This is a genomic window from Thermohalobaculum sediminis (assembly GCF_023487995.1).
In the GTDB taxonomy this organism is placed as follows: domain Bacteria; phylum Pseudomonadota; class Alphaproteobacteria; order Rhodobacterales; family Rhodobacteraceae; genus Thermohalobaculum; species Thermohalobaculum sediminis.
The window spans coordinates 736,212-758,419 of the sequence record NZ_JAMFKN010000001.1; the positions used below are offsets into that span (position 1 = coordinate 736,212).

Below are 22,208 nucleotides of genomic sequence, written 5' to 3' on the forward strand. Positions count from 1 at the left end.
GCCTAGGGTCGCGCCATGCGCTTCGACAGAGCCCTGATCCCCGGCACCCTGATCCGGCGGTATAAACGCTTTCTCGCCGATATCGAGATCGATGGCGAGACGGTGGTGGCCCATTGCGCCAATCCGGGCAGCATGATCGGGCTGGCCGAGCCGGGGATGCGCGTCTGGGTCGAGCCCAACGACGACCCCGCCCGCAAGCTGCGCTATGGCTGGCGGCTGGTCGAACTGGGCGGGCACTGGGCGGGGATCGACACGGGCGTGCCGAACCGCGTGGTCGGCGAGGCGCTGCGAGCGGGCCGGGTGCCGGGGCTGACGGGCTATTCGCAGGTCCGTGCCGAGGTGCGCTACGGCACGCGCAGCCGGGTCGACTTCCTGCTGTCGGGCGAGGGGCCCGATGCGTATGTCGAGGTCAAGAATGTCCATCTGATGCGCCGCGCGGGGCTCGCGGAATTTCCCGACTCGGTGACCGCTCGGGGCGCGAAGCACCTGGGCGAGCTTGCGCGCGTGGTCGCGGATGGCGGGCGGGCGGTGATGCTCTACTGCGTGCAGCGCACCGACTGCGAGCGGATGGCGCTGGCGGGCGACATCGACCCGGCCTATGCGGCGGCCTTCGCCGAGGCGCGGGCGGCGGGGGTCGAGGCGATGGCGCTGGCCTGCGCGATCTCGCCCGGCGAGATCGTCCTTGATCGCGCCATCCCGATCGTGGAGTAAGGGGAAGGCGAGGACGGCAATGGACAGATCAGTGCGAACCCACGGCGCCGAGAAACGCACGCGCGAGGGAATCCGGCTTTACGATGCGTCGGATTTCGAGGGGATGCGCGCGGCCGGGCGGCTGGCGGCCGAGTGCCTCGACCTGATCGGCCCCTATGTGCAGCCCGGCGTGCGCACCGAGGAGCTGGACGAGATCTGCCACGACTTCATCGTGAGCAATGGCGCCAAGCCCGCGCCGCTGGGCTACCGGGGGTTCCCCAAGTCGATCTGCACTTCGATCAACCATGTCGTCTGCCATGGCATCCCGGGGCCGAAGGCGCTGAAGGACGGCGATGTGCTGAACATCGACGTGACCGTGATCCTCGACGGCTGGTATGGCGACACCTCGCGGATGTTCTCGGCAGGCCAGCCCTCGCGCCGGGCGGCGCGGCTGATCGAGGTCACGCACGAGGCGCTGATGCTGGGCATCGCCGAGGTCCGCCCCGGCAACCATTTCGGCGACATCGGCGCGGCAATCCAGACCTACGCCGAGGGCGAGCGCTGCTCGGTCGTGCGCGACTTCTGCGGCCACGGGCTGGGGCGGGTGTTCCACGACGCGCCGAACGTGCTGCATTACGGCCGCCGCGGCGAAGGGGCCGAGCTGGCGCCGGGGATGTTCTTCACCATCGAGCCGATGATCAACCTGGGCGCGCCGCAGACCAAGACGCTGGCGGACAACTGGACGGCGGTGACGCGCGACCGCTCGCTCTCGGCGCAGTTCGAGCATTCGATCGGCGTGACAGAGGAAGGGTGCGAGATCTTCACGCTCTCGCCCAAGGGGCTGTTCTTTCCCAAGCTGTGAGCCGGGCTTTCCCGCGTGGCAGCATATCCGGCGCCCTGATCCGAGGCATGGCATCACGTCGCGCCGATCCGGACTCACGCAGTCCAGTCGGGGCTGCGCCCCGGGCGTGACCCAGGGCCTTCGGGCCTCGGCGATCCCATCGAGGGCCCGGCTCGGGGGCCGGGGCAGCGGGGTCTTTCCTGAAGAGTTTGAGCCCGCGCAAGCTGGCATCAGCCCCGGGGTCGGTCCCGGGGCGCGCTGTGGTCGGCGGCGGCGAGGTCCGGCGGCAAGCCGGACTCAGAAAAGCCCATCCTTCTTGCAGATCTGGAGGGTCTTCTGCGCGGTGACGTGGCAGAGCTTGACCACCTTGTCGAGCGTATCCTGCGCCACGCCGGTCCCGAGGTTGTTGATCGTGTCGTCGATCGGCTTCCAGAGCTTCACGAGGTCCTTAGGGTCGTAATGCTTGACCGTGGTCGCGGCGGCGAGCATGCCGCGCACCGGGCCCTGGCGGTATTTCTGGAGCGTGCCGAGATCGGTCCCCGGCTTAAGCTTGCCGCTGATGTCGAGGAGCGACGCGACCCGGCCGCCGAACGCCTGGGTCTCGCCGCCCATGGTCTGGAATTCCTCCTTCGACTTCACCGCGGCGTCGACGTAATCCTTCCGGAAGGCGTCCTTGAACGCCTTGGGGTTCTTCGCGGCGTTGTCGGGAAACTTGGCGAGATACTTGGTCAGTTCGCTGGCGCAGGTATCGGCAGCCTTGGCGTTCGCCGCCATGTCGCGGCCATAGACCTTGTGGAAGGCGTCGAGCGCCTTGCCCACGTTGACGGAACTCACGGCGTTCGATTCGACGCCGTGGGCCTTCTTGAACTTCTTCCAGTTGTCGTGAGTCGGAATGCTTGCCGGCATGATGGCGGTCCCCCTCGCCCGGCGCGAAATGACGCCGGGTGAGCGGAAGTGTCGATCCGTGGGACGAGAACTGCAAGCGGGTTTCGGGCGAGCTTTCGGAGTCCCGGGCCGAGATGTATCAATTATTGGTTTCCGGAAAATCATGAGAGATCGCAGAATGGCCGATCGTCCGAAGCGCGTTACCGGGGGATGCCACTGCGGCGCGGTGCGCTACGAGGCCGAGGCGTTCCTCGCGAGTGCATACTACTGCCACTGCACGGATTGCCAGAAGACCAGCGGGCAGCCCGCGGAGATCGGGGTGCCGATCAAGGCGGGTACCCTGAGATTCACGCTGGAGCCGCCGAAATTCTACGCATCGTCCGCGAAGGCCGAGCGCGGTTTCTGTGGACATAGCGGGTCGCGCATCGTGTGGCGGCCGCGGGACGGCAGGAACGAGTGGGCCATCAACGTCGATGTCTGCTCGCTGGACCACCCGGAAGAGGTGACGCCGAGCGAGCACATCTACGTGGACAGCCAGCTTCCCTGGTTCAGGGTCGATGACGCGCTGCCCCGGCGACGTTCGGAAGAGATGCCGGAGGTGTCGGCAGCCTGGAAGAAGGCGCGGCCGCGACGCTCTGATCGCGGGCATGACGCCCTGCGACCCGCTCCTTGCGTGGTGCGGGCGCCTCAGGCGGTGCGCGCCGTCTTGATGTCGTGTCGCGGGACGGACCGGCGCAAGCGCCGGGGAACCGGGCGCGCTGACGCCCGCACGGCACGGGGACTGGAATCGGCCCCTACCCCGCCGCCGCCTCGGCATCCTCCACCGCCACCACCGACACCGTGTCGCCGGGCTGCACCAGCCCCGGGAAGTGTCGCGCGGCCAGCACGCCGTCGAGCCCGGCCATGCAGGGCTCGGGCGCGGCGCCGGAGCGGTCCACCGGCCAGATGCGGGCGATCGTCTGGCCGCGGCGCACCGGTTGGCCGAGATCGACCAGCATTTCGAGGAGCCCCGCCTCGCGCGCGAAGGTGAAACAGTCGAGCGAGGGCATGTCGAGGAACCGCGACGGACCCACCTGCGGCGGCTCGTCGAGGATGCCGGCGTGGATCAGGACGTTCCTCAGCCCCTTGCGGGCGACGCCCACGCTTTCGGCGGTCGAGGTGCCGCCGCCGCGCAGCTCGGTGGTGACGAACGTCTTGCCAAGGGATTCCACCGCCGTGTCCATCATCCCGACATTGTCGATTTCCAGCATCTTGACCGTGTAGGGCGCGTTGAAGGCGCGCGCGGCAGCCGAGCAGCGGGCGTCGTGGTCGGGGTCGCCCAGCACGTGGCTGGCCGCGAAGGGCAGGAAGTCGAGCGTCCTGCCGCCCGAGTGGTAGTCGAGCACGATGTCGGCGCGCGAGACGAGGGCACGGAACACGAAATCCGCGATCTGGCGGGTGATCGACTGGTCGGGCCCTCCGGGGAAGCAGCGGTTCATGTTCACGCCATCGATGGGCGAGACCCGCGTGCCCGCACGGAAGGCGGGGTAGTTCATGAACGGCAGAAGGATGACGCGGCCCGTCACCTCCTCGGGCCGCAGGGCCTGGGCGAGGTCGAGGATGGCGAGCGGGCCCTCGTACTCGTCGCCGTGATTGGCGCCGGTGATCAGCGCCGTGGGGCCCGGGCCACCCACCACAACGCTGATCGGGATCATCAGGTTGCCCCAGGCGCTGTCGTTGCGGCTCCAGGGCAGGCGCAGGTGGCCGTGGCGCGCGCCCGGGGCCTCGATGTCGATGGTGGGCTGCACGGGGCTGGGCGGCGTGAGGCCCATCACGGGCTGGTGCATCGGCTCAGTCCTTGACGAAGAGCTTGCGGGGGACGTTCGCGAGGCATTCGGGCCCGGTCTCGCCGATCACGATGCTCTCGGTGATCTCGAGGCCCCAGTCCTCCATCCAGAGGCCGGTCATGAAGTGGAAGGTCATGCCCGCCTCCAGCACGGTGCGGTCGCCGGCGCGCAGGCTCATGGTGCGCTCGCCCCAGTCGGGCGGGTAGGACAGGCCGATGGGATAGCCGGTGCGGTTGTCCTTGACGATACCGTGCCGCGCAAGCACGCGGAAGAAGGCGAGGGCGATGTCCTCGCAGGTGTTGCCGGCGCGGGCCTTCTCGAGCCCCGCCTCCATGCCCTCGAGCACCGCGGCCTCGGCGTCGAGGAAGGTCTGGGTCGGGCGGCCGAGGAAGATGGTGCGCGACAGCGGGCAGTGATAGCGGCGCGAGCAGCCGGCGATCTCGAAGAAGGTGGCCTCGCCCAGCCGCATCGGCCGGTCGTCCCAGGTGAGATGCGGGGCCGAGGCGTCCACCCCCGAGGGCAGGAGCGGCACGATGGCGGGGTAGTCGCCGCCCACCCCGTCGGCGCCCCGGATGCCGGCGTGGTAGATCTCGGCCACCAGGTCGCATTTGCGCATGCCGACCTCGGCCTTGTCGAGGATGCGGGCGTGCATCGCCTCGACGATCCGGGCGGCCTCGCGCATGTAGCCCAGTTCCGCGCGGGATTTCACCGCGCGCTGCCAGTTCACGAGCGCGGTCACGTCGGTGAAGCGGGCGTCGGGAAGCCCCGCCGTCAGTTGCGCGAAGGCCTTGGCCGAGAAGTAGTAGTTCTCCATCTCGACGCCGATGCGGCGCGCGCCCCATCCGTTGTCGCGGATGAGGCCCGCGAGGTGGTCCATCGGGTGGCGCTCGGTCGACATGACGTAGTGGTCGGGGTAGCCGATCAGCCGCTCGTCGCGCATCCAGCAGGTGAGCTTTGCGCCGTTCGCGTCCTGACCGCGGCCCCACCACACGGGGTCGTCGTCGATGGGGACGATCACGCCCTGGTGGACGTAGAACGACCAGCCGTCATAGCCGGTCAGCCAGTTCATGTTGGAGGGGTCGGTGACGAACAGGAGGTCGATCCCGGCCTTCTCCATCGCCTTGCGGGTCCTGGCGAGACGGGCGTCGAACTCGGGCTGGTCGAAACGGAGCGTGGCGCGCATGGTCGGGTCCTTGGCTGGAGGTCAGGCGTCGAAGTCGGTGCCCGCGCCCTCGCTGGCGAGGCGGGCCATGGCGTAGGTGGCGATGGCGGTGTCCTGCGCGCCGGTGCCGGTGAGGTCGCAGACGGTGAGCTGCTCCGGCGCGGTGCGGCCGGCGGTCTGGCCGGTCACGATGCGGCCAAGCTCGGCCAGCCCCGCCTCGTCGGCGACGGTGCCGCCGGCCAGCGCGTGGTGGAGTTCTCCCAGCCGGCGGGTCTGGGCGAGGCTGTCGGCCACGTAGAGGTCGGCGCGCGCGATGGCGGCGGGGTCGAGCTCGTTCTTGTGCTCGGCGTCCGAGCCCATGGCGGTGAGGTGCTGGCCGGGGCGCAGCCAGTCGGCCAACACGAGGGGCCGGGTCGAGGGGGTGGTGGTGACCACGATGTCGGCGGCAGCGACGGCGGCGCGGGGGTCGGCGGCGGCGGTGACCTCGATCCGCAGGCGGGCGGCGAGCCCGGCGGCCGCCGCCTGCGCCTTCGCCGGATCGCGGGCCCAGATGGTGGCGCGCGAGATGGGGCGGACCAGCGTGAGGGCTTCTAGCTGCAGACCCGCCTGCACGCCCGCGCCGATGATGCAGGCGGAGGTCGCATCCGCGCGGGCGAGGTGGCGTGCGGCCACCGCGCCCGCGGCGGCGGTGCGCACGTCCGTCAGATAGCCGTTGTCGAGCATCACGGCTTCCAGCAGCCCGGTGGTCGCGCTGAACAGGGTCATCAGCCCGTTCACGCTGGGCAGGCCGAGCTTGGGGTTGTCGAAGAAGCCGGGGCTGATCTTGATGGAGAAGCTGGGCACGCCGGGGAGGTAGGCGGTCTTCACGTCCACCTCGCCGTTCGCGGCCGGGATGTCGAGGCGCAGGATCGGCGGCATCACCACGCCGCCCTTCGCCAGCGCCGCGAAGGCGCTCTCGACGCAGTCGACGGCCTCGGCGTCGAGGCGGACAGCGGCGCGCAGGTCGGCCTCGGTCGCGATGCGGATGCGCGGCATGCTCAGCCCTCCCATGGCGTGTCGGAGCAGACGATCCGGCGGTGCAGCTCCATGTCGATGTTGCGCCCCGACAGGAGCGCGACGGTGGGGCCGCGGGGCGCCGCCTTGCCCGCGAGGAGGGCCGCGATGCCAACGGCGGCCGCGCCCTCGATCACCTCGCCCTCGACCCGGTATGCCCAGCGGATCCCTTCGGCGATCGCGGGTTCGTCGAGCTCGATCACGTCGTCCACGAGATCGCGGACCATCGGGAAGGTCACGCGGTTCCCAACCCCGATGCCGCCGCCGAGGCTGTCGGCGAGCGTGGCCTCCTCGCGCACCTCGACGGGGTGGCCCGCGCGCAGGCTTGCGGCCATCGCCGCGCCGCGTGCCATCGAGACGCCCACGACACGCGCGGCGGGCCGCGCCGTCTTGACGGCAAGGGCCACGCCCGCGATCAGCCCGCCGCCCGAGAGGGGGACCAGCACGGTGCCGAGGTCGGGCAGGTCCTCGACGATCTCGAGCCCGCAGGTGCCCTGCCCCGCCACCACGTCCGGGTGGTCGAAGGGGGGGATCAGGGTCATGCCGTCCTCGGCCACCAGGCGGCGGGCCTCGACCATCGCCTCGTCCTGGCTCTCCCCGATCACGCGGGCCTCGGCGCCCATCGCCTCGACGCCCGCGACCTTGTTGGGCGGCGCGAGGCGCGAGAGGCAGACGACCGCGCGAACGCCCGACGCGCGGGCGGCGCAGGCGAGCGCGCGGCCGTGGTTGCCGGTCGAGGCGGTGGTCACGCCCGCCGCGCGGCGCTCGGCCGGCAGGGCGAGGAGCGCGTTCGTGGCGCCCCTGAGCTTGAAGGCGCCCGTGGTCTGCCGGTGCTCGTGCTTGAGGAACACCTCCGCCCCCAGCCGGGCCGAGAGCGTGTCCGAGCGCCCGAGCGGCGTGCGCAGGACATGGGGCGCGATGCGGCGACGAGCGGCGAGGATGTCGGCGAAGTCGGGCGCGTTCATCCGCACCGCCCCGCCGCGCCGATCGGCCCGCCGCAGATGTCGGAAAAGCGAGCCCGCATGGTCGCCGCGCCCTTTGATGATTCCACCCGGGAACTATGCGTGGATGGCAGTATTGGCCGCAATCTGGTTCAAATAGCGGGTTCTTCCATTCTCGGGCCGCAGACGGGAAATTCATCCCGTATTCGGCGGAAAAACAGAAAACCTCTCGCTTCACCGGGGGCGCCCGCTCGGCAATGCTTTGGGGAACAAGCAAGACCGGGCTGGCGGCCGGTCGCGGCGGGGGTCGCGACGGGTTCCGCACTTGGTGAATCACAGGGAGAACGAGAATGACCAGACTGACCCGTGCATTGATGTGCGGCGCGGCGGCGGCCGCGCTGAGCGCCGCGGCCGCGCAGGCCGCCGAGTGGAAGTTCGCGCTCGAGGAGGCGATCCACGAGGTGCAGGGCGTCTACGCCACCAAGTTCAAGGAACATGTCGAGGCGAATTCCGACCATACGGTCGCGATCTTCCCGTTCGGCACGCTGGGCGAGTCGGCCGACATCACCGAGCTCACGCAGCTTGGCGCGGTGCAGTTCGCCAATGCCTCGCCCGGCTTCATGGGGTCGGAGATCCCCGAGCTCAACGTCTTCCTGATGCCCTATGTCCTGCCCGAGGACCCGGCGGTGCTGGCCGACTTCTTCGCGACCTCGCCCACCATCAACGAGACGCTGGCGGGCAAGTATCCCGACCAGGGCCTCGAGCTGGTGGACATGTATCCCGAGGGCGAGGTGGTGATGACCACCAAGGAGCCGGTGACGAGCCCCGCCGACCTCGACGGCGTGAAATTCCGGGTGATGACCTCGCCGCTGCTGGTCGAGACCTACAACGCCTTCGGCGCGACGGCCACGCCGCTGCCCTGGGGCGAGGTGTTCGGCGCGCTGCAGCTGGGCATGATCCAGGGGCAGGAGAACCCGGTGTTCTTCGTCGAGTCGACCAAGATGTACGAGGTGACCGACCACATCACCTATGCCGGCCACAACAGCTTCACCACCGCCGTGATCGCCAACAAGGCGTTCATGGACGGGCTGTCGGACGCCGACCGCGCCGTGGTCGAGGCCGCGGCGGATGCCGCCTACACCTTCATCATCGAGTATCAGCAGGGCCTCACGGAAAGCGCTCAGGCCAAGATCCTCGAGGCCAAGCCCTCGATGACAGTGACCGTGCTGACCGACGAGCAGCGCGCGCCCTTCCGCGCGGCCGCCGAGAAGGTCCGAGCGAAGTACATCGAGATGGTGGGCGACAGCGGCAAGGCCGTGCTCGAGGGCTTCGAGGCCGACATCGAGGCCTCGCAGGAGCGCGTGGGCGGAAGCTGAGCTCCCCGGAGCGCCGCGGACGGCCCGGCGAACGGGCCGCCCGTTCCCTCCCCGACGGGTCGAGCAGGATCGCGCATGAGCGAGAGCGGAACGCAGGATCAGGACGAGCGCACCGCCGTCCCCGCAAGGGGCTGGCTGAAGCCGCTTGCAGCGCTCGACGGGCTGATCGCGCGGCTCGAGGCGGCGGTGCTGGCGGCGGGGGTCATCCTGATGGCGGTGCTGTCGGTCGCCAACGTCGTCGGGCGCTTCCTGTTCGGCCAGAGCATCTTCTTTGCCGAGGAGCTCAACCAGTTCCTGATCGTGCTGATCACCTTCTTCGGCATCGGCTATGCCGCGCGCCAGGGCCGGCACATCCGCATGAGCGCCTTCTACGACGCCATGCCCGACCGCGCGCGCAAGGCGCTGATGGTGGTGATCGCGCTGGTCACCGCGGCCGCGATGTTCGTGCTGGCCTGGTACGCTCTGGCCTATGTCCAGAGCGTCCACGAGACCGGACGCGTGGCCCCCGCCCTGCGCGTGCCGATCTGGCTGACGCTGGTCTGGGCGCCCGTGGGCTTCGTGGTGACCGGCATCCAGTACGTGATGACGGCCGTCGTGAACGTCACCCGCAGCGACGTCTATGTCAGCAGTTCGGTCGTCGACAGCTATGACGACAGCCCGACCGAGGTCTGAGCCCGCAGGAGGAGCACAGCCATGACCGCCGCGATGCTGGGCGTGATGATCGTCCTCCTGCTCTTGGGCTTTCCGATGATGGTGCCGCTGATCGCCGGCAGTTTCGTCGCCTTCTTCATCTACATGCCGATCCCGCCCGAGATCATGGTGCAGCAGATGCTGGCCGGCATCCGCCCCTCGGCGCTGGTGGCGGTGCCGATGTTCATCCTTGCCGCCGACATCATCACCAAGGGCCATTCCGCCGATCGGCTGATCGACCTGGTGATGCGCTTCGTGGGCCACCTGCGTGGGGGACTGGGCGTGACGGCGGCCACCAGTTGCGCGCTGTTCGGCGCGGTTTCGGGCTCGACGCAGGCCACCGTCGTCGCGATCGGCGGGCCCTTGCGGCCGAGGATGCTCGAGGCGGGCTACAAGGACAGCTTCACCCTGGCGCTGATCGTCAATGCCTCCGACATCGCCATGCTTATCCCGCCCTCGATCGCCATGATCATCTATGGCGTGATCTCGGGCACCTCGATCTCGGAACTGTTCATCGCGGGCGTCGGGCCGGGGCTGCTGATCCTGCTGCTGTTCTCGGTCTACTGCGTGATCTATGCGCGGCGCCACGACATCCCGGTCATGGCGCGCGCGAGCCGGGCCGAGCGGGTCGAGGCGGTCAAGGGCGCGCTGTGGCCGCTGGGCTTCCCGGTGATCGTGGTGGGCGGTATCTATGGCGGCATCTTCAGCCCCACCGAGGCAGCGTCGGTCTGCGTCGTCTATGCCTTCATCCTGGAGTTCATCGTCTTCCGGTCTCTCAAGCTGGCGGAGCTGGTCGAGATCGCGAAATCGACGGGCCTGATCACGGCGGTGGTGTTCATCCTGGTGGCTGCGGGGGCGGCGTTTTCCTGGGCGATCTCGTTCAACCAGATCCCGCAGCAGATCATCGGCGCGCTGGGGCTGGCGGATGCGGGGCCCGTGATGGTGCTGGTGGCGATCTCGATCGCCTTCTTCGTGGGCTGCATGTTCGTCGATCCGATCGTCGTGATCCTGGTGCTGACGCCGATCTTCGCGCCGCTGGTCGCGAATGCCGGCATCGACCCGGTGCTGGTGGGCGTGATCATCACGCTGCAGGTGGCGATCGGCTCGGCCACGCCGCCCTTCGGCTGCGACATCTTCACGGCGATCGCGATCTTCCGCCGCCCCTATGTCGACGTGGTGCGCGGCACGCCGCCCTTCGTCGTGATGCTGGTGGGGGTGAGCGCGGCGCTGATCTTCTTCCCGCAGATCGCGCTGTTCCTGCGCGATCTGGCGTTCCGCTGAGGGAGGTGGGCATGTTCGAGCGGATCCTCGTCCCGGTGGACGGGTCGGAGCAGTCCTTCCGGGCGATCGACACGGCGGCGGGGCTGGCGGCCAAGTTCGGGGGAGCGATCACCCTGATCTGCGTCTATCGCCATCACTCCCCGCTGGAGGCCTCGCTGTCGATGGTGCGCGCGCGCGGGGGCGAGACGCCCGACAGCGCGTTGAAGGAGCACGCGGCCGAGGTGCTGCGCGCCGCCAAGGCCCGGGCGGCGGAGGCGGGCGCGCCGCGCGTCGAGGCCTTCGCCCAGCGCGGCCAGCCGGCGCGCGAGATCGTGGCATTTGCCGAGAACATGAAGGCCGACGCCATCGTGATGGGCTCGCGGGGGCTCGGTGACGTGGAGGGATTCCTGCTGGGCTCGGTCTCGCACAAGGTGGGCAGCCTCTCGCCGGTGACATGCGTGCTGGTGAAATGATCCCTTCCGGCGCGCGCGCCGCGCTCAACCCGCTTGGAGTGGCGGGGACAGTTGCGCTAGCCTCGCAGTCTGGCCGGGACGGACGCGGCAAGGGGCTGCGTGCGCCCTCGGTGCAGCGCGCGGAGACCGATGGGCGGATGCCAGGGCGCACGATCAAGCTGGACGACCGGGACCTCAAGATCCTCGCCATCCTGCAGCGCGAGGGGCGCATCACGAAATCCGAGCTGGCGCGCCGGGTGAACCTGTCGGCCACGCCCTGCTGGGCGCGCCTGCAGCGGCTGGAAGACGCGGGCGTGATCGAGGGCTATGGCGCGCGCATCGCCTTCAACTTCTTCGCCCCGCGCACCTACGCCTTCGTGACCATCGAGCTCGACAGTCACCGGAGCGAGGATTTCGACCGCTTCGAGGCGCTGGTCGCGGCCATCCCCGAGATCTTCGAGTGCTTCGCCGTGGGCGGCGGCATCGACTATGTCATCAAGATCGCGGCGCCCGACGTGGACGCCTACCAGCGCCTGCTCGACGGCATCCTGCATGCCGATGCCGGGGTGAAGCGGTACTATACCTACTTCGTGACCAAGGACGTGAAGCACACGCCCCCGCCGCTGGAGCTGGGCGAGACGCCTGGCATCTAGAGAAATCTTCCGCGACCCCGCGGGCGGGCGGAGTGATCTTTTGCGCCCCGCCCCAAGATCAGAACCACCTTCCACCAGCCTCCCGGTAATCTTGGGGAAATGCCGCGCCGGTCGCGGCGGACAATCCATGCACGGAGGCGAGAGATGGGCTCAGGGCCAAGGCTGAACGATGCCGCGCTGATTCGCGGGCAGGCCTTTGTCGGCGGCCGCTGGATCGCGGCGGCGGACGGCGCGCGGATTGCGGTGACCGACCCCTTCGACGGGGCGACGCTGGGCCATGTGCCCGCGCTGTCCGAGGCCGAGAGCACCACTGCCGCCGAGGCCGCGCATGCCGCCTGGGGCGGCTGGGCCGGCCTGCTGCCGCAGGAACGCGCGCGCCTGATCCGCCGCTGGTTCGAGCTGATCGTGGCGGCGCGCGAGGACCTCGCGCGGATCATGACGGCCGAGCAGGGCAAGCCGATCTCGGAGGCGCGGGGCGAGATCGACTATGCGGCGTCCTTCGTCGAGTTCTACGCCGAGGAGGCGAAGCGCCCGAACATCGAGAGCGTGACCTCGCACCTTCCGGACGCCGAGGTCGAGCTGTGGCGCGAGCCGGTGGGCGTGGCGGCGCTGGTGACGCCCTGGAACTTCCCCTGCGCGATGATCACCCGCAAGGCCGCCGCGGCCCTGGCCGCCGGCTGCCCGGTGCTAGTGCATCCGTCGTCCGAGACGCCCTTCTCGGCGCTCGCGCTCGCGGTGCTGGCCGAGCGCGCGGGGTTGCCCGCGGGGGTGTTCAACGTCGTGACAGGCCGGCCCGAGACGGTGGTCGGCCCCTGGACGCGCGAGCCGCGGGTGCGGGCCCTGAGCTTCACCGGCTCGACGGAGGTGGGACGGCTGCTCTACGGCCAGTGCGCCGGCACGATCAAGCGCCTCACCATGGAGCTGGGCGGGCACGCGCCCTTCGTCGTCTTCGCCGATGCCGATCTGGGCCAGGCGGTCGAGGAAGGGATCAAGGCGAAGTTCGCGACCTCGGGGCAGGATTGCCTCGCCGCCAACCGGATCATGGTCGAGCGGCCGGTCCATGCCGAGTTCTGCGCACGTTTCGCCGAGGCGACCGCCCGGCTGAGCGTGGGCCGCGGCATCGACGACCCCGACATCGGCCCCCTGATGAACGCCCGCGCGCTGGAGAAACAGCGCGCCCATGTCGAGGACGCGGTGGCGCGCGGCGCGCGCGTGCTGACGGGCGGGGCCGCGCATCCCGCGGGCCCCTTGTGCTTCGCGCCCACGGTGCTGGCGGACGTTCCCCCCGAGGCGCTGATCTGGCGCGAGGAGACGTTCGGGCCGGTGGCCGCGATCGCCTCCTTCGACACCGAGGACGAGGCCGTCGCGCGCGCCAACGAGGGCGAATACGGGCTGGTCGCCTATGTCCACACGCAGGACCCGCGGCGCATCTACCGCGTCAGCCGGGCGCTGAGGTTCGGCATGGTCGCGGTCAACCGCACCAAGGTCACCGGCGCGCCGATCCCGTTCGGCGGATTCAAGCAGTCGGGGCTTGGGCGCGAGGGCTCGCGCCTCGGGCTCGAGGCCTTCACCGAGGTCAAGTACGTCTGCCGCGACTGGGCATGACGGGAACGCGCCCGCGGCGCGAAAGGAGACGGACATGCTGACGAACGACACGCTGGCCAAGTGGGACCGCGAGACCTTCTTCCATCCCTCGACGCACCTGGCGCAGCACGCGCGGGGCGAGACCCCCTCGCGCATCATCACCGGGGGCGAGGGCTGCCACATCACCGATCGCGACGGGACGAGGCTGCTCGACGCCTTTGCCGGGCTCTATTGCGTGAACGTGGGCTATGGCCGGCGCGAGATCGCGGATGCCATCGCCGGACAGGCGCATGAGCTGAGCTACTACCATGCCTATGTCGGCCACGGCACCGAGGCGTCGATCCGGCTGGCGAAGATGATCCTCGACCGGGCGCCCGAGGGGATGAGCAAGGTCTATTTCGGGCTGGGCGGGTCGGATGCGAACGAGACCAACGTCAAGCTGGTCTGGTACATGAACAACATCCTCGGGCGGCCCGGGAAGAAAAAGATCATCTCGCGCTGGCGCGGCTATCACGGCTCGGGGCTGATGACGGGTTCGCTCACGGGGCTCGACCTGTTCCACAAGAAGTTCGACCTGCCGCTGGCGCAGGTGAAGCACACCGAGGCGCCCTATTTCTTCCGCCGCCCGGACCCCGCCATGAGCGAGGCCGAGTTCGTGGCGCACTGCGCGGGCAGGCTGGAGGAGCTGATCCTCGCGGAAGGCCCCGAGACGGTCGCGGCCTTCATCGGCGAGCCGGCGCTCGGCACCGGCGGGCTGGTGCCGCCGCCCGCGGGCTATTGGGAGGCGATCCAGAAGGTTCTGGCGAAATACGACGTGCTGCTGATCGCCGACGAGGTGGTCACGGGCTTCGGGCGGCTGGGCGCGATGTGGGGGTCGGACTTCTACGGGATGCGCCCCGACATCATCACCATCGCCAAGGGGCTCACCTCGGCCTATGCGCCGCTGTCGGGCTCGATCGTGTCGGACCGCGTCTGGAAGGTGCTGGAGCAGGGCACCGATGAGTTCGGCGCGATCGGCCATGGCTGGACCTATTCGGCCCATCCGATCGGCGCGGCGGCGGGGGTGGCGAACCTGCGGCTGATCGACGACCTCGACCTGATCGGCAATGTCCGCCGGGTGGCGCCGGTGTTGCAGCAGGGATTGCGCGAGGCGCTGGGCGGGCATGTCAATGTCGGCGACATCCGCGGCGAGGGCCTGTTGCAGGCGGTGGAATTCGTCGAGGACCGCGAGGCGCGGCGCTTCTTCGACCCCGCGCGCAAGGTGGGGCCGCAGGTCGCCGCCGCCATGCTGCGCCGGGGCGTGATCGCCCGCGCCATGCCGCAGGGCGACATCATCGGCTTCGCGCCGCCCTTCTGCCTCACCGAGGACGAGGCCGGGCGCATCGTCGAGGCGACCGCCGGCGCCGTGCGCGACGTGCTGGGCTGAGGGGCGGCGCGCCGCCCGGCTCAGGCCGCGCGGGCGGCGGGCGGCGCGTCGGCGGCGACCCAGCCCGCCTCGCCCGCATGGCGCCAGGCGAGGCGGCCGGCGTCGTCCATCGCGAGAAGGTGCAGCCAGCGGTTCGCGACCAGCGACGCCAGCCCCTCGTGCCGGGCGAGGACGGCCGAGATCGCCTCGCGCGGGGCCTCGACGGCGACCGTCAGGCGCAGGGCCTCGTGCACCAGCCGCTCGCCGTCATGCACCGACTGCCAGGCGAGCCCCGCGCGCAGCGGCCCGCCATTGCCCTCGAGCACGCCGATCCCGCCCACCACGTTGTGCAGGAGCTTGTTGCCCGAGCCGAACACGGCCGGCGCAACCGCCGAGCCGTAGTATTGCAGCGCGATCCAGCTCGCGACCACCACGGGCGCGGTCAGGATCAGCTCGAGCACGCCGAAGCCCTGGTCCTTCCGCCAGTCGTAATCGTGCAGGAACACCTGCCCGCCGAGGTCGCGCCCCGCCGTGCGCGCGCGGGGTGCGGCGATGAAGGCGCGGCAGCCGGCGAGGCCCCATTCCGGGCGCGGCTCGGCCCAGTCGCGGCCGCGCCGCACGAGGTCGCGGCCCTCGCGCGCGCCGGGCAGCCGCAGCGCCCGGGCGCTGCGGGCCATCACGCCGGCAGCGGCGAGGGCGCGGCCCAGCCGGGCGATCCGGTCGCAATGCGCGGGCGCGGGGTGGTCGGAGTCGAACAGTGTCACGCTGTCGGAGACGGTGTCGTGCAGCCCCGCGAGGAAATGGGTCCCGGCCGGGATCTCGATCCCCTCGGACACGAGGCCCGCGCGGACCTCACCGTCGTTCAGGAGGCCCGCGAGCAGCCGGGCGTTCACCTCGCCCGAATGGCCGCCGCAGGCGCCGCATTGCAGCGCGCTGGCCTGCGGGTTGTTCGCCACCGCCGCGCCATGGCCCGCGATCAGCACCAGCGGCGCGAAATCGCGGGTGAGCGACATCGCCCGCAGCACCCGTGCGGCCATCGCCACGCGGCTCGCATGTTCGGGCTGCGGATCGAGCCGCGGCGCGGGGTCGGCGGCGGCAGGACCGCCCAGCGCCAGCGCGTCGCGCATCAGCCGCGCGGCATAGACGGGCCCCGCGACCTCGACGAAGGCGAAGGACGAGACGGCGGCGAGCTTGAAGCGCCCCCAGGCGCGGCGCGCGCGGGCCCGGATGCGGGCGTCGGCCTCGACCGCGGTGCCGGGCGCGCCCGCGCGGCTGGCGGCGCCGGGGGCGAGCAGAACCGGCAGGCGATGCTCGGCGGTGTCGGAGGCGAAGCCGCGATGGGCGACGCCGAGGCCAAAGAACCCGGCGAAACCCAGCGTGGCGATGCCGGGGTCGGCGGCCTCGAGCGCGCGGCGGAAGGGTTCGGATCGCACGTCGATGCAGAAGGCGGCCTGGATCGCGGGCGCCTGCGCGGCGCCGGCGGCGGGCGCGGCGAGCGCGTCCGACAGGCGGCGCTGGGCCGCACGCTCGGCCGCCTCCTGCAGGATCGCGTCGATGGCCTGATCGGGCGTCGGCGCGAGGGGCGCGGCATGGGCCTCGCGGGCCGCGCGCCAACCCTCGGCGATGGCGGCGCCGTGGCGGTCGAACAGCGCCTCCTCCCAGACCAGCCGGATCGCGAGAAGGTCGCGCAGGGTGGTGTCGGCACCGCCCTCCATCGCGGCCTGCCACATCAGGTAGCGGGCATGCTGCGCCCAGCCGCCCAGCGTCATCAGCAGGCGGTGAAAACAGCCGTCGAGCGCGGTCCCGGAAAGGCCCAGCCGCCGCACGGCGCGGGCGATGGCGGCGTCGGCGGCGGCGGGGCTTGCCGCGACATGGGCCGAGAAGCCCGGCAGGCCGAGGATGCCGGGCGTGAGGTCGTGGATCGCCGCCGCGCGCCAGTCGGCATAGGCGCCCCCCTCGCGCGGCGCGGCCCACAGCGCCTGCCCCGCGTCGAAGCGCGCGCCCGCCCAGGCGGTGATCCGGTCGGCGATGATGCCGGGCCAGTCGGTGCCGGTCGCCTCGGCCGCGAGGTCGGCCACGGTCGGGATGGCCCGGGGCGGCACCGCCGGGTTACGGGCGGCGGCGACCAGCGCCGCGACATCCGCTGGGCGGTGCCGGGCGGGTGCCGAGGCCAGCGCGCCGGCGAGGTCGGCCGCCGTGATCTCGCCCGCCTCGATGCGCGCGAGGATCGCCGCGCGCGGCTGGGTGAGCGGGATGCCCGCGGCGCGACCCAGCCGGGCCGCGGCCTGCGCAAGTCCCTCGCCCGCCTGCCCGAGGAACGGGTTCACCGCGACGGTGGCGGCAAGCGGCCAGGCGGGCGGGATCGCCTCGAGCGCCCGCTGGGTGGCGGCCCAGATCGCGGCGTCGTCCGGGCCGCGCCCGGCCGCGGGGCTGAAATCGGTTTCGTGGCGCATGTCGGTCCCCTTCTCACACGGGCTTGCGGGCGGACCAGCCGCCGGTCAGCCGGTCGAACACGGCATTGGCATAGAGGCCGTTCGCGAGATGCACGCGCAGCGGCGCCACCGCCGGATGCCCCGCCCACAGCGGCAGCGTCGCCTGCGCCAGCGCCACCGCGCCGAAGCCCAGCACCGTCAGCGCCATGACCAGCCATTCCAGCGGCCCCGGCGCGGGCACGGGTGGCAGCGTGCCCCCGGCCACCAGCCCCGCAAGCTCGTGCAGCGCGAAGTATCCCAGCGTCGCGGCCAGCGCGCGCATCGTGACCCGCTGCGTGAGCGCCCGGGGCGCCGCGTCCGCGAGGCCCTGCGCGAAGAGATAGGCCACGCCCAGGATCAGGATGGCGCCGAGCGCGATCGCCTGCGGCGGCTTGCCGAGGAGCCCGAAGGCCGCGCCCGCGACCGCGTAGAGCCCCAGCGCCGCGAGGAAGGCGCGGCCCACCGCCGCCCGTCCCGGCACCGCCACCGGACCGGGGCGGCGCAGCGCCGCCACCGCCTCGACCGCATGGCCCGAGGCCAGGAAGGCATGCGCCTTGTAGAGCGAATGCGCCACGATGTGCAGCAGCGCGAGCCCGAACAGCCCAAGCCCGCATTGCAGGATCATGAAGCCCATCTGCGCCACCGTGGACCAGGCGAGCGAGGTCTTGACCGCAGGCTGCGTCAGCATCACCAGCCCGCCCAGCAGCGCCGTGAAACCGCCGATGAGCGCGAGCCCCGCCAGCACGCCGGGCGCGAGCAGCATCACCTCGGCGAAGCGGATCAGCAGGAAGCCGCCCGCGTTCACCACCCCGGCATGCAGCAGCGCCGAGGCGGGGGTGGGAGATTCCATCATCTCGGTCAGCCAGCCATGGGTCGGGAACTGCGCCGATTTCACCAGCGCGGCGAGCCCCAAGAGCCCCGCCGCCGCCACCGCGTGGGGCGCCGGGCCGCCCGCCCGCGCGGCGTCGAGGATCGCCGCGATGTCGCCCGTGCCATATCCCGCCGCCAGGATCGCGCAGCCCGCGAGCAGCGCCGCGTCACCCGCGCGGGCCATCACGAACTTCTTGCGCGCGGCGCGCCGGGCCGCCGGGCGCGCGGGATAGAACAGCAGCAGCCGGTGCAGGCAAAGGCTGGTCGCTACCCAGGCGGCGGCAAGCTGCACGAGGTTGCCCGACTGCACCAGCATGAGCGCGGCCGCGACGGTGGCGCAGATCCATCCGGTGAAGGCGCCCTGCCGGGCCTCGCCGTCGAGGTAGCGGCGGGTGTAGCGCAGCACCGCCCAGCCGACCAGCGAGACGGTGAGCGCGAGCGTGACGCTGACCGCGTCGAGCCGGAGCGAGAAGCCGAAGCCCCACGCCCCCAGCGTCGCGCCGGTCGCGGGCCCGCCGAGCGCGAGCCCCACCGCCGCGGCGGCCGAGGCGAGGGCCGCCACGAGCCCGGCCAGTTCGGCCGCAGCGGGCACGAGGCGCGGCCGAGACCCCGGCCGGGTGGCGGCGATCAGCGCCGCGGCGATGAGCGCGGCAGGTGCGGGCAGCAGCAGAAGATCGGTCGGCACGCCATCCCTCCGTTCGGCAATGCGATCTGCGGCGGGAGGTAGCTCGGTGATCGATTTAAGTAAAATTCATTGTTTTTGGGATTTCATTCGATATTTTAGAACGAATGCATGGACTGAATCTCCACCACCTGCGCTATTTCCGGGCCGTCGCGCATGACGGGAACCTCACGCGCGCGGCCGAGCGGATGAACCTCTCGCAATCGGCGCTGTCGGTGCAGATCCGCAGGCTCGAGGAGTTCCTGGGCCATGCGCTGTTCGAGCGACGGGGACGGCGGCTGGTGCTGACCGAGGCGGGGCGGATCGCGCTCGACCATGCCGACGCGATCCACGCGGCGGGCGAGGAGCTGATCGGCACCCTGCGCGAGACCGGGCGCTCGCGCCAGGCGCTGCGGGTGGGCGCGCTCGCCACGCTCTCCCGCAACTTCCAGGCGGCCTTCCTGCGGCCGGTGCTGGGGCGGGCGGATGTCGAGGTGATCCTGCGCTCGGCCAGTCAGGCCGAGCTGATGCGCGGGCTGGGGACGCTGGCGCTCGACGTCGCGCTGATGACCCGCCCGCCCCAGCCCGACGCCGCGATGCCGGTCGTCGCCCACCGCCTGGCCGAGCAGCAGGCGAGTTTGGTGGGTACGCCCACGCGGCGGATCGAGGGGGCGCGGCTGGCCGACCTTCTGGCCGCGCATCCGATGATCCTGCCGACGCCCGAGAGCGGACTGCGGCCCGAACTCGACGCCCTGTTCGCGCGCCTCGGCATCCGGCCGCAGATCGCCGCCGAGGTGGACGACATGGCGATGATCCGCCTGATGGCGCGCGAGGATGCGGGGCTTGCGGTGGTGCCGCCGATCGTGGTGCGCGACGAGCTGGCGAGCGGGCGCCTGGTCGAGCTGAGCCGCCTGCCCGGGATCGCCGAGAGCTTCTACGCCGTCACGCCCGAGCGGCGCTTCCCGCACCCGCTGCTGCCGCTCCTGCTGGAGTTCCGGGCCGAGGCGGCGCAGGACGCCACCGCCTGACCCGCGCCCGTGCCGCCCCCGGCGGCGCGAGCCCTTGACAGGCCCGGCGCCGCGCTTAGCGTCGTGAGCGGCCGGCATCCGGCCGATCCCGCGCGGCGCAGGACCCGCCGGGGCAGCGAGGGGAACCCCGACGATGCCGACGACGCGCGCCGCAGGAACGCCGACCGAGCCTGCCGCCGCTGGCCACGGCCGATGAGCGGCGCCGCGGCGGGGACCGGCGCCACGCAGGGCGCCGCGGTGCCCTACCCCAGCCTGCGCGAGGCGACGGCGGTCTGGGCGCGGATCGCGCTCCTGTCGTTCGGCGGGCCGGCGGGCCAGATCGCGGTGATGCACCGCATCCTGGTCGAGGAGAAGCGCTGGATCGGCGAGGAGCGGTTCCTGCACGCGCTGAACTTCTGCATGCTGCTGCCGGGGCCCGAGGCGCAGCAGCTTTGCATCTATATCGGCTGGCTCATGCACCGGACGCTGGGCGGGCTGATCGCCGGCATCCTGTTCGTGCTGCCGGGCGTCGTATCGATCATGGCGCTGAGCTGGATCTACGCGATCCACGGCAACAGCGGGATCGTCGCGGCGCTGTTCTTCGGGCTCAAGGCCGCGGTGCTGGCGATCGTGCTGCAGGCGGTCGTGCGAATCGGCGGGCGCGCCCTGCGCAACCGCGCGATGGTGGCGCTGGCCGCGGCCTCGTTCATCGCGATCTATGGCTTCGACCTGCCCTTTCCGCTGATCATCTCGGCGGCCGCACTGACCGGGTTCGCCGGCGCGCGCGCGGGCTGGCGGGCCTTCGCCACCCGGGGCGGGCACACGGCGGCGGGCGGGCGCCCCGTCCCGGACGCCGAGAGCGCGCTGGGCGAGGACCTGCCCGCCCATGCCCGGCCCGGCGCGGGGCAGGCGCTGCGGGTCGCGGCGATCTGCCTGTTCCTGTGGCTCGCGCCGGTCGCGGCGCTGCTTGCGGCGCTGGGGCCGGAGCACGTGTTCAGCGAGATCGCGCTGTTCTTCTCGGGCCTCGCCGTGGTGACCTTCGGGGGCGCCTACGCCGTGCTGGCCTGGGTGGCGCAGGAGGCCGTGGGCACCTATGGCTGGCTCGCGCCCGGCGAGATGCTGGACGGGCTGGGCATGGCCGAGACGACGCCGGGACCGCTGATCATGGTCACGCAGTTCGTGGGCTTCATGGCCGCCTTCCGCGATCCGGGCGCGCTCGGGCCCCTGTGGGCCGGGACGCTGGGGGGGCTCCTGACCACCTGGGTGACCTTCGCGCCCTGCTTCCTGTGGATCTTCCTCGGCGCGCCGCATGTCGAGCGGCTGCGGCGCAACGCGGCGCTGGCGGGAGCGCTGTCGGCGATCACGGCGGCGGTGGTGGGGGTGATCCTCAACCTCGCGCTCTGGTTCGGGCTGCATGTGCTGTTCGGCGAGGTCCGGGTGTTCGAGGGCGCGGGTCTCAGCATCGACCTGCCGGTGCCGGACACGCTCGACCCGCTCGCGGCCCTTCTGGTCGCAGCGGCGCTGGTCGCGGTGTTCCGCCTGCGGCTGGGCCTGTTCGCAGTGCTGGGCGGCTGCGCGGCGGCCGGGATGGCGCTGCACCTCGCGGGGTTCGCCGCCGGCTGAGGCCGGGCCGGTCAGAGCTGCGCGGCCACCGCGATCGCGACCACCGCCAGCATCGCCGCGGCCATCGCCATGTTGATCGCCCGCTGCACCGGGGGCGCGAGGTCGAGCCGGCGCAGCAACACGCCCGCGGCGAGCCAGGCGAGGTGGATCGGCACCCAGATCGCGTTCATGATGAGCAGCTTGAGCGCCGTCTCGGACGCCAGCGCCCCCGGCATGAAGGCGAAGCCCGAGAAGAAGGCGGTGTTGACCGCATAGGCCTTTGGGTTGATCGGCTGCAGCGCGAGGCCGTTCCAGAAACCGGGCGCGCGCTCGGGATGGATGAAGGCGATCCGCGCGCCCGCGAAGGCGATCTTGACGCCGAGCCACATGAGGTAGCCCGCCGAGGCGAAGAGCAGCACTGGCCGAAGCCACGGCACGGCCAGCGCCGCCGCGGCAATGCCCGAGATCACGAGACCCGCGACGAGGTTGTTCCCCGCCCACAGCCCCGCGACATAGGCAAGCCCCGCCCGGTAGCCGAAGGCCGAGCCCACCCCGGCGGTCGAGAGGACCCCCGGGCCGGGCGTGACGATGAGAAAGAAGACGGCGGCGGCGAACTCGAGCATCGACGCTGCCTAGCAAGCGGCGGCGAGGCTGGCAACGCCGATCGGTCCGCCTCCGCGCCGGCGCGCCGCCATGCGGCCGCGCGCGGACCGTGCCGGGAAAGCCGGGCGGGCGCCGCGTGTCCGCCGCCATTTCGGTAGCGTCGCGCGCCGTGGCGG

General features: G+C 71.5%; 19 protein-coding genes and 1 pseudogene. 12 read left to right on the top strand and 8 right to left on the bottom strand.

Translation table 11 applies throughout. The annotated features are described in order from the left end of the window. Nucleotides 1-15: 15 nt before the first annotated feature. Nucleotides 16-711, top strand: a complete 696-nt coding sequence (gene sfsA / locus M1105_RS03560; protein WP_249578962.1) for a DNA/RNA nuclease SfsA — start codon at nt 16-18, stop codon at nt 709-711. Nucleotides 712-730: 19 nt separating this feature from the next. Continuing rightward, the gene (map, locus tag M1105_RS03565) at nt 731-1,552 is read left to right on the top strand and encodes a type I methionyl aminopeptidase (protein WP_249578963.1); all 822 of its coding nucleotides are present in this window, start codon (nt 731-733) and stop codon (nt 1,550-1,552) included. Between the two features lie 276 nt (nt 1,553-1,828). Here the strand turns inward: map and M1105_RS03570 are convergent, their stop codons facing one another. Continuing rightward, a complete protein-coding gene (locus M1105_RS03570; RefSeq protein WP_249578964.1) occupies nt 1,829-2,437 on the bottom strand; it encodes a hypothetical protein in 609 nt (202 codons plus the stop codon). A 157-nt stretch (nt 2,438-2,594) separates the two neighbouring features. On the opposite strand from M1105_RS03570, the pseudogene M1105_RS20900 reads away from it, so the two are divergent. Next, nucleotides 2,595-2,936 (top strand): annotated as a pseudogene (locus M1105_RS20900) (GFA family protein); the annotation flags it as partial. Nucleotides 2,937-3,210: 274 nt separating this feature from the next. Here M1105_RS20900 and doeB read toward each other — a convergent pair. From doeB to eutB, 4 genes are read right to left on the bottom strand one after another with little or no spacing between them, the layout of a single operon-like run. After that, nucleotides 3,211-4,242: a N(2)-acetyl-L-2,4-diaminobutanoate deacetylase DoeB gene (doeB, locus tag M1105_RS03575; RefSeq protein WP_249578965.1), complete on the bottom strand. Its 1,032-nt coding sequence runs from the start codon at nt 4,240-4,242 to the stop codon at nt 3,211-3,213. A gap of 4 nt (nt 4,243-4,246) precedes the next feature. Further along, nucleotides 4,247-5,425, bottom strand: a complete 1,179-nt coding sequence (doeA, locus tag M1105_RS03580; RefSeq protein WP_249578966.1) for an ectoine hydrolase DoeA — start codon at nt 5,423-5,425, stop codon at nt 4,247-4,249. A 21-nt stretch (nt 5,426-5,446) separates the two neighbouring features. Continuing rightward, a complete protein-coding gene (locus M1105_RS03585; RefSeq protein ID WP_249578967.1) occupies nt 5,447-6,439 on the bottom strand; it encodes a cyclodeaminase in 993 nt (330 codons plus the stop codon). A 2-nt stretch (nt 6,440-6,441) separates the two neighbouring features. Then, nucleotides 6,442-7,422: a hydroxyectoine utilization dehydratase EutB gene (gene eutB, locus M1105_RS03590; RefSeq protein WP_249578968.1), complete on the bottom strand. Its 981-nt coding sequence runs from the start codon at nt 7,420-7,422 to the stop codon at nt 6,442-6,444. Between the two features lie 326 nt (nt 7,423-7,748). Here eutB and dctP point away from each other — a divergent pair, with 326 nt between their 5' ends. The 7 genes from dctP to M1105_RS03625 all read left to right on the top strand — a co-directional run bounded on the left by dctP (nt 7,749) and on the right by M1105_RS03625 (nt 14,839). Further along, nucleotides 7,749-8,774, top strand: coding sequence for a TRAP transporter substrate-binding protein DctP (dctP, locus tag M1105_RS03595; protein WP_249578969.1), 1,026 nt, complete (start codon nt 7,749-7,751; stop codon nt 8,772-8,774). Between the two features lie 75 nt (nt 8,775-8,849). Beyond that, the gene (locus M1105_RS03600; protein ID WP_249578970.1) at nt 8,850-9,446 is read left to right on the top strand and encodes a TRAP transporter small permease; all 597 of its coding nucleotides are present in this window, start codon (nt 8,850-8,852) and stop codon (nt 9,444-9,446) included. A gap of 21 nt (nt 9,447-9,467) precedes the next feature. Further along, nucleotides 9,468-10,745 (top strand): TRAP transporter large permease, encoded by a 1,278-nt coding sequence (locus M1105_RS03605; RefSeq protein ID WP_249578971.1) that lies wholly within the window; start codon nt 9,468-9,470, stop codon nt 10,743-10,745. An 11-nt stretch (nt 10,746-10,756) separates the two neighbouring features. Then, nucleotides 10,757-11,197: a universal stress protein gene (locus tag M1105_RS03610; RefSeq protein ID WP_249578972.1), complete on the top strand. Its 441-nt coding sequence runs from the start codon at nt 10,757-10,759 to the stop codon at nt 11,195-11,197. 137 nt (nt 11,198-11,334) lie between these two features. Further along, complete coding sequence (locus M1105_RS03615; protein ID WP_249578973.1) at nt 11,335-11,829, top strand: Lrp/AsnC family transcriptional regulator; 495 nt, start codon at nt 11,335-11,337, stop codon at nt 11,827-11,829. Nucleotides 11,830-11,973: 144 nt separating this feature from the next. Next, nucleotides 11,974-13,434 (top strand): NAD-dependent succinate-semialdehyde dehydrogenase, encoded by a 1,461-nt coding sequence (locus M1105_RS03620; RefSeq protein ID WP_249578974.1) that lies wholly within the window; start codon nt 11,974-11,976, stop codon nt 13,432-13,434. Nucleotides 13,435-13,468: 34 nt separating this feature from the next. Beyond that, on the top strand, nt 13,469-14,839 hold the full coding sequence (locus M1105_RS03625; RefSeq protein WP_249578975.1) for an aspartate aminotransferase family protein: 1,371 nt from the start codon (nt 13,469-13,471) through the stop codon (nt 14,837-14,839). 20 nt (nt 14,840-14,859) lie between these two features. On the opposite strand, the gene M1105_RS03630 is transcribed toward M1105_RS03625, so the two are convergent. Then, on the bottom strand, nt 14,860-17,271 hold the full coding sequence (locus M1105_RS03630; RefSeq protein ID WP_249578976.1) for a YbcC family protein: 2,412 nt from the start codon (nt 17,269-17,271) through the stop codon (nt 14,860-14,862). A 13-nt stretch (nt 17,272-17,284) separates the two neighbouring features. Then, complete coding sequence (locus M1105_RS03635) at nt 17,285-18,844, bottom strand: proton-conducting transporter transmembrane domain-containing protein (protein ID WP_249578977.1); 1,560 nt, start codon at nt 18,842-18,844, stop codon at nt 17,285-17,287. Between the two features lie 104 nt (nt 18,845-18,948). On the opposite strand from M1105_RS03635, the gene M1105_RS03640 reads away from it, so the two are divergent. After that, nucleotides 18,949-19,848 (top strand): LysR family transcriptional regulator, encoded by a 900-nt coding sequence (locus tag M1105_RS03640; protein ID WP_249578978.1) that lies wholly within the window; start codon nt 18,949-18,951, stop codon nt 19,846-19,848. A gap of 192 nt (nt 19,849-20,040) precedes the next feature. Continuing rightward, on the top strand, nt 20,041-21,450 hold the full coding sequence (gene chrA, locus M1105_RS03645; RefSeq protein WP_249578979.1) for a chromate efflux transporter: 1,410 nt from the start codon (nt 20,041-20,043) through the stop codon (nt 21,448-21,450). Between the two features lie 11 nt (nt 21,451-21,461). Here chrA and M1105_RS03650 read toward each other — a convergent pair whose 3' ends face one another. Further along, nucleotides 21,462-22,052, bottom strand: coding sequence for a LysE family translocator (locus M1105_RS03650; protein ID WP_249578980.1), 591 nt, complete (start codon nt 22,050-22,052; stop codon nt 21,462-21,464). Between the last annotated feature and the right edge of the window lie 156 nt (nt 22,053-22,208).

Bases quoted from the DNA above. Each gene is read 5' to 3' on its own strand.
- M1105_RS03600 (WP_249578970.1), top strand. From the start codon at position 8,850: ATGAGCGAGAGCGGAACGCAGGATCAGGACGAGCGCACCGCCGTCCCC.
- doeB (WP_249578965.1), bottom strand. From the start codon at position 4,242: ATGCACCAGCCCGTGATGGGCCTCACGCCGCCCAGCCCCGTGCAGCCC.
- map (WP_249578963.1), top strand. From the start codon at position 731: ATGGACAGATCAGTGCGAACCCACGGCGCCGAGAAACGCACGCGCGAG.
- M1105_RS03570 (WP_249578964.1), bottom strand. From the start codon at position 2,437: ATGCCGGCAAGCATTCCGACTCACGACAACTGGAAGAAGTTCAAGAAG.
- doeA (WP_249578966.1), bottom strand. From the start codon at position 5,425: ATGCGCGCCACGCTCCGTTTCGACCAGCCCGAGTTCGACGCCCGTCTC.
- M1105_RS03640 (WP_249578978.1), top strand. From the start codon at position 18,949: ATGCATGGACTGAATCTCCACCACCTGCGCTATTTCCGGGCCGTCGCG.
- M1105_RS03585 (WP_249578967.1), bottom strand. From the start codon at position 6,439: ATGCCGCGCATCCGCATCGCGACCGAGGCCGACCTGCGCGCCGCTGTC.
- M1105_RS03630 (WP_249578976.1), bottom strand. From the start codon at position 17,271: ATGCGCCACGAAACCGATTTCAGCCCCGCGGCCGGGCGCGGCCCGGAC.
- eutB (WP_249578968.1), bottom strand. From the start codon at position 7,422: ATGAACGCGCCCGACTTCGCCGACATCCTCGCCGCTCGTCGCCGCATC.
- M1105_RS03610 (WP_249578972.1), top strand. From the start codon at position 10,757: ATGTTCGAGCGGATCCTCGTCCCGGTGGACGGGTCGGAGCAGTCCTTC.
- M1105_RS03605 (WP_249578971.1), top strand. From the start codon at position 9,468: ATGACCGCCGCGATGCTGGGCGTGATGATCGTCCTCCTGCTCTTGGGC.
- dctP (WP_249578969.1), top strand. From the start codon at position 7,749: ATGACCAGACTGACCCGTGCATTGATGTGCGGCGCGGCGGCGGCCGCG.
- M1105_RS03650 (WP_249578980.1), bottom strand. From the start codon at position 22,052: ATGCTCGAGTTCGCCGCCGCCGTCTTCTTTCTCATCGTCACGCCCGGC.
- M1105_RS03625 (WP_249578975.1), top strand. From the start codon at position 13,469: ATGCTGACGAACGACACGCTGGCCAAGTGGGACCGCGAGACCTTCTTC.
- M1105_RS03620 (WP_249578974.1), top strand. From the start codon at position 11,974: ATGGGCTCAGGGCCAAGGCTGAACGATGCCGCGCTGATTCGCGGGCAG.
- M1105_RS03615 (WP_249578973.1), top strand. From the start codon at position 11,335: ATGCCAGGGCGCACGATCAAGCTGGACGACCGGGACCTCAAGATCCTC.
- sfsA (WP_249578962.1), top strand. From the start codon at position 16: ATGCGCTTCGACAGAGCCCTGATCCCCGGCACCCTGATCCGGCGGTAT.
- chrA (WP_249578979.1), top strand. From the start codon at position 20,041: ATGAGCGGCGCCGCGGCGGGGACCGGCGCCACGCAGGGCGCCGCGGTG.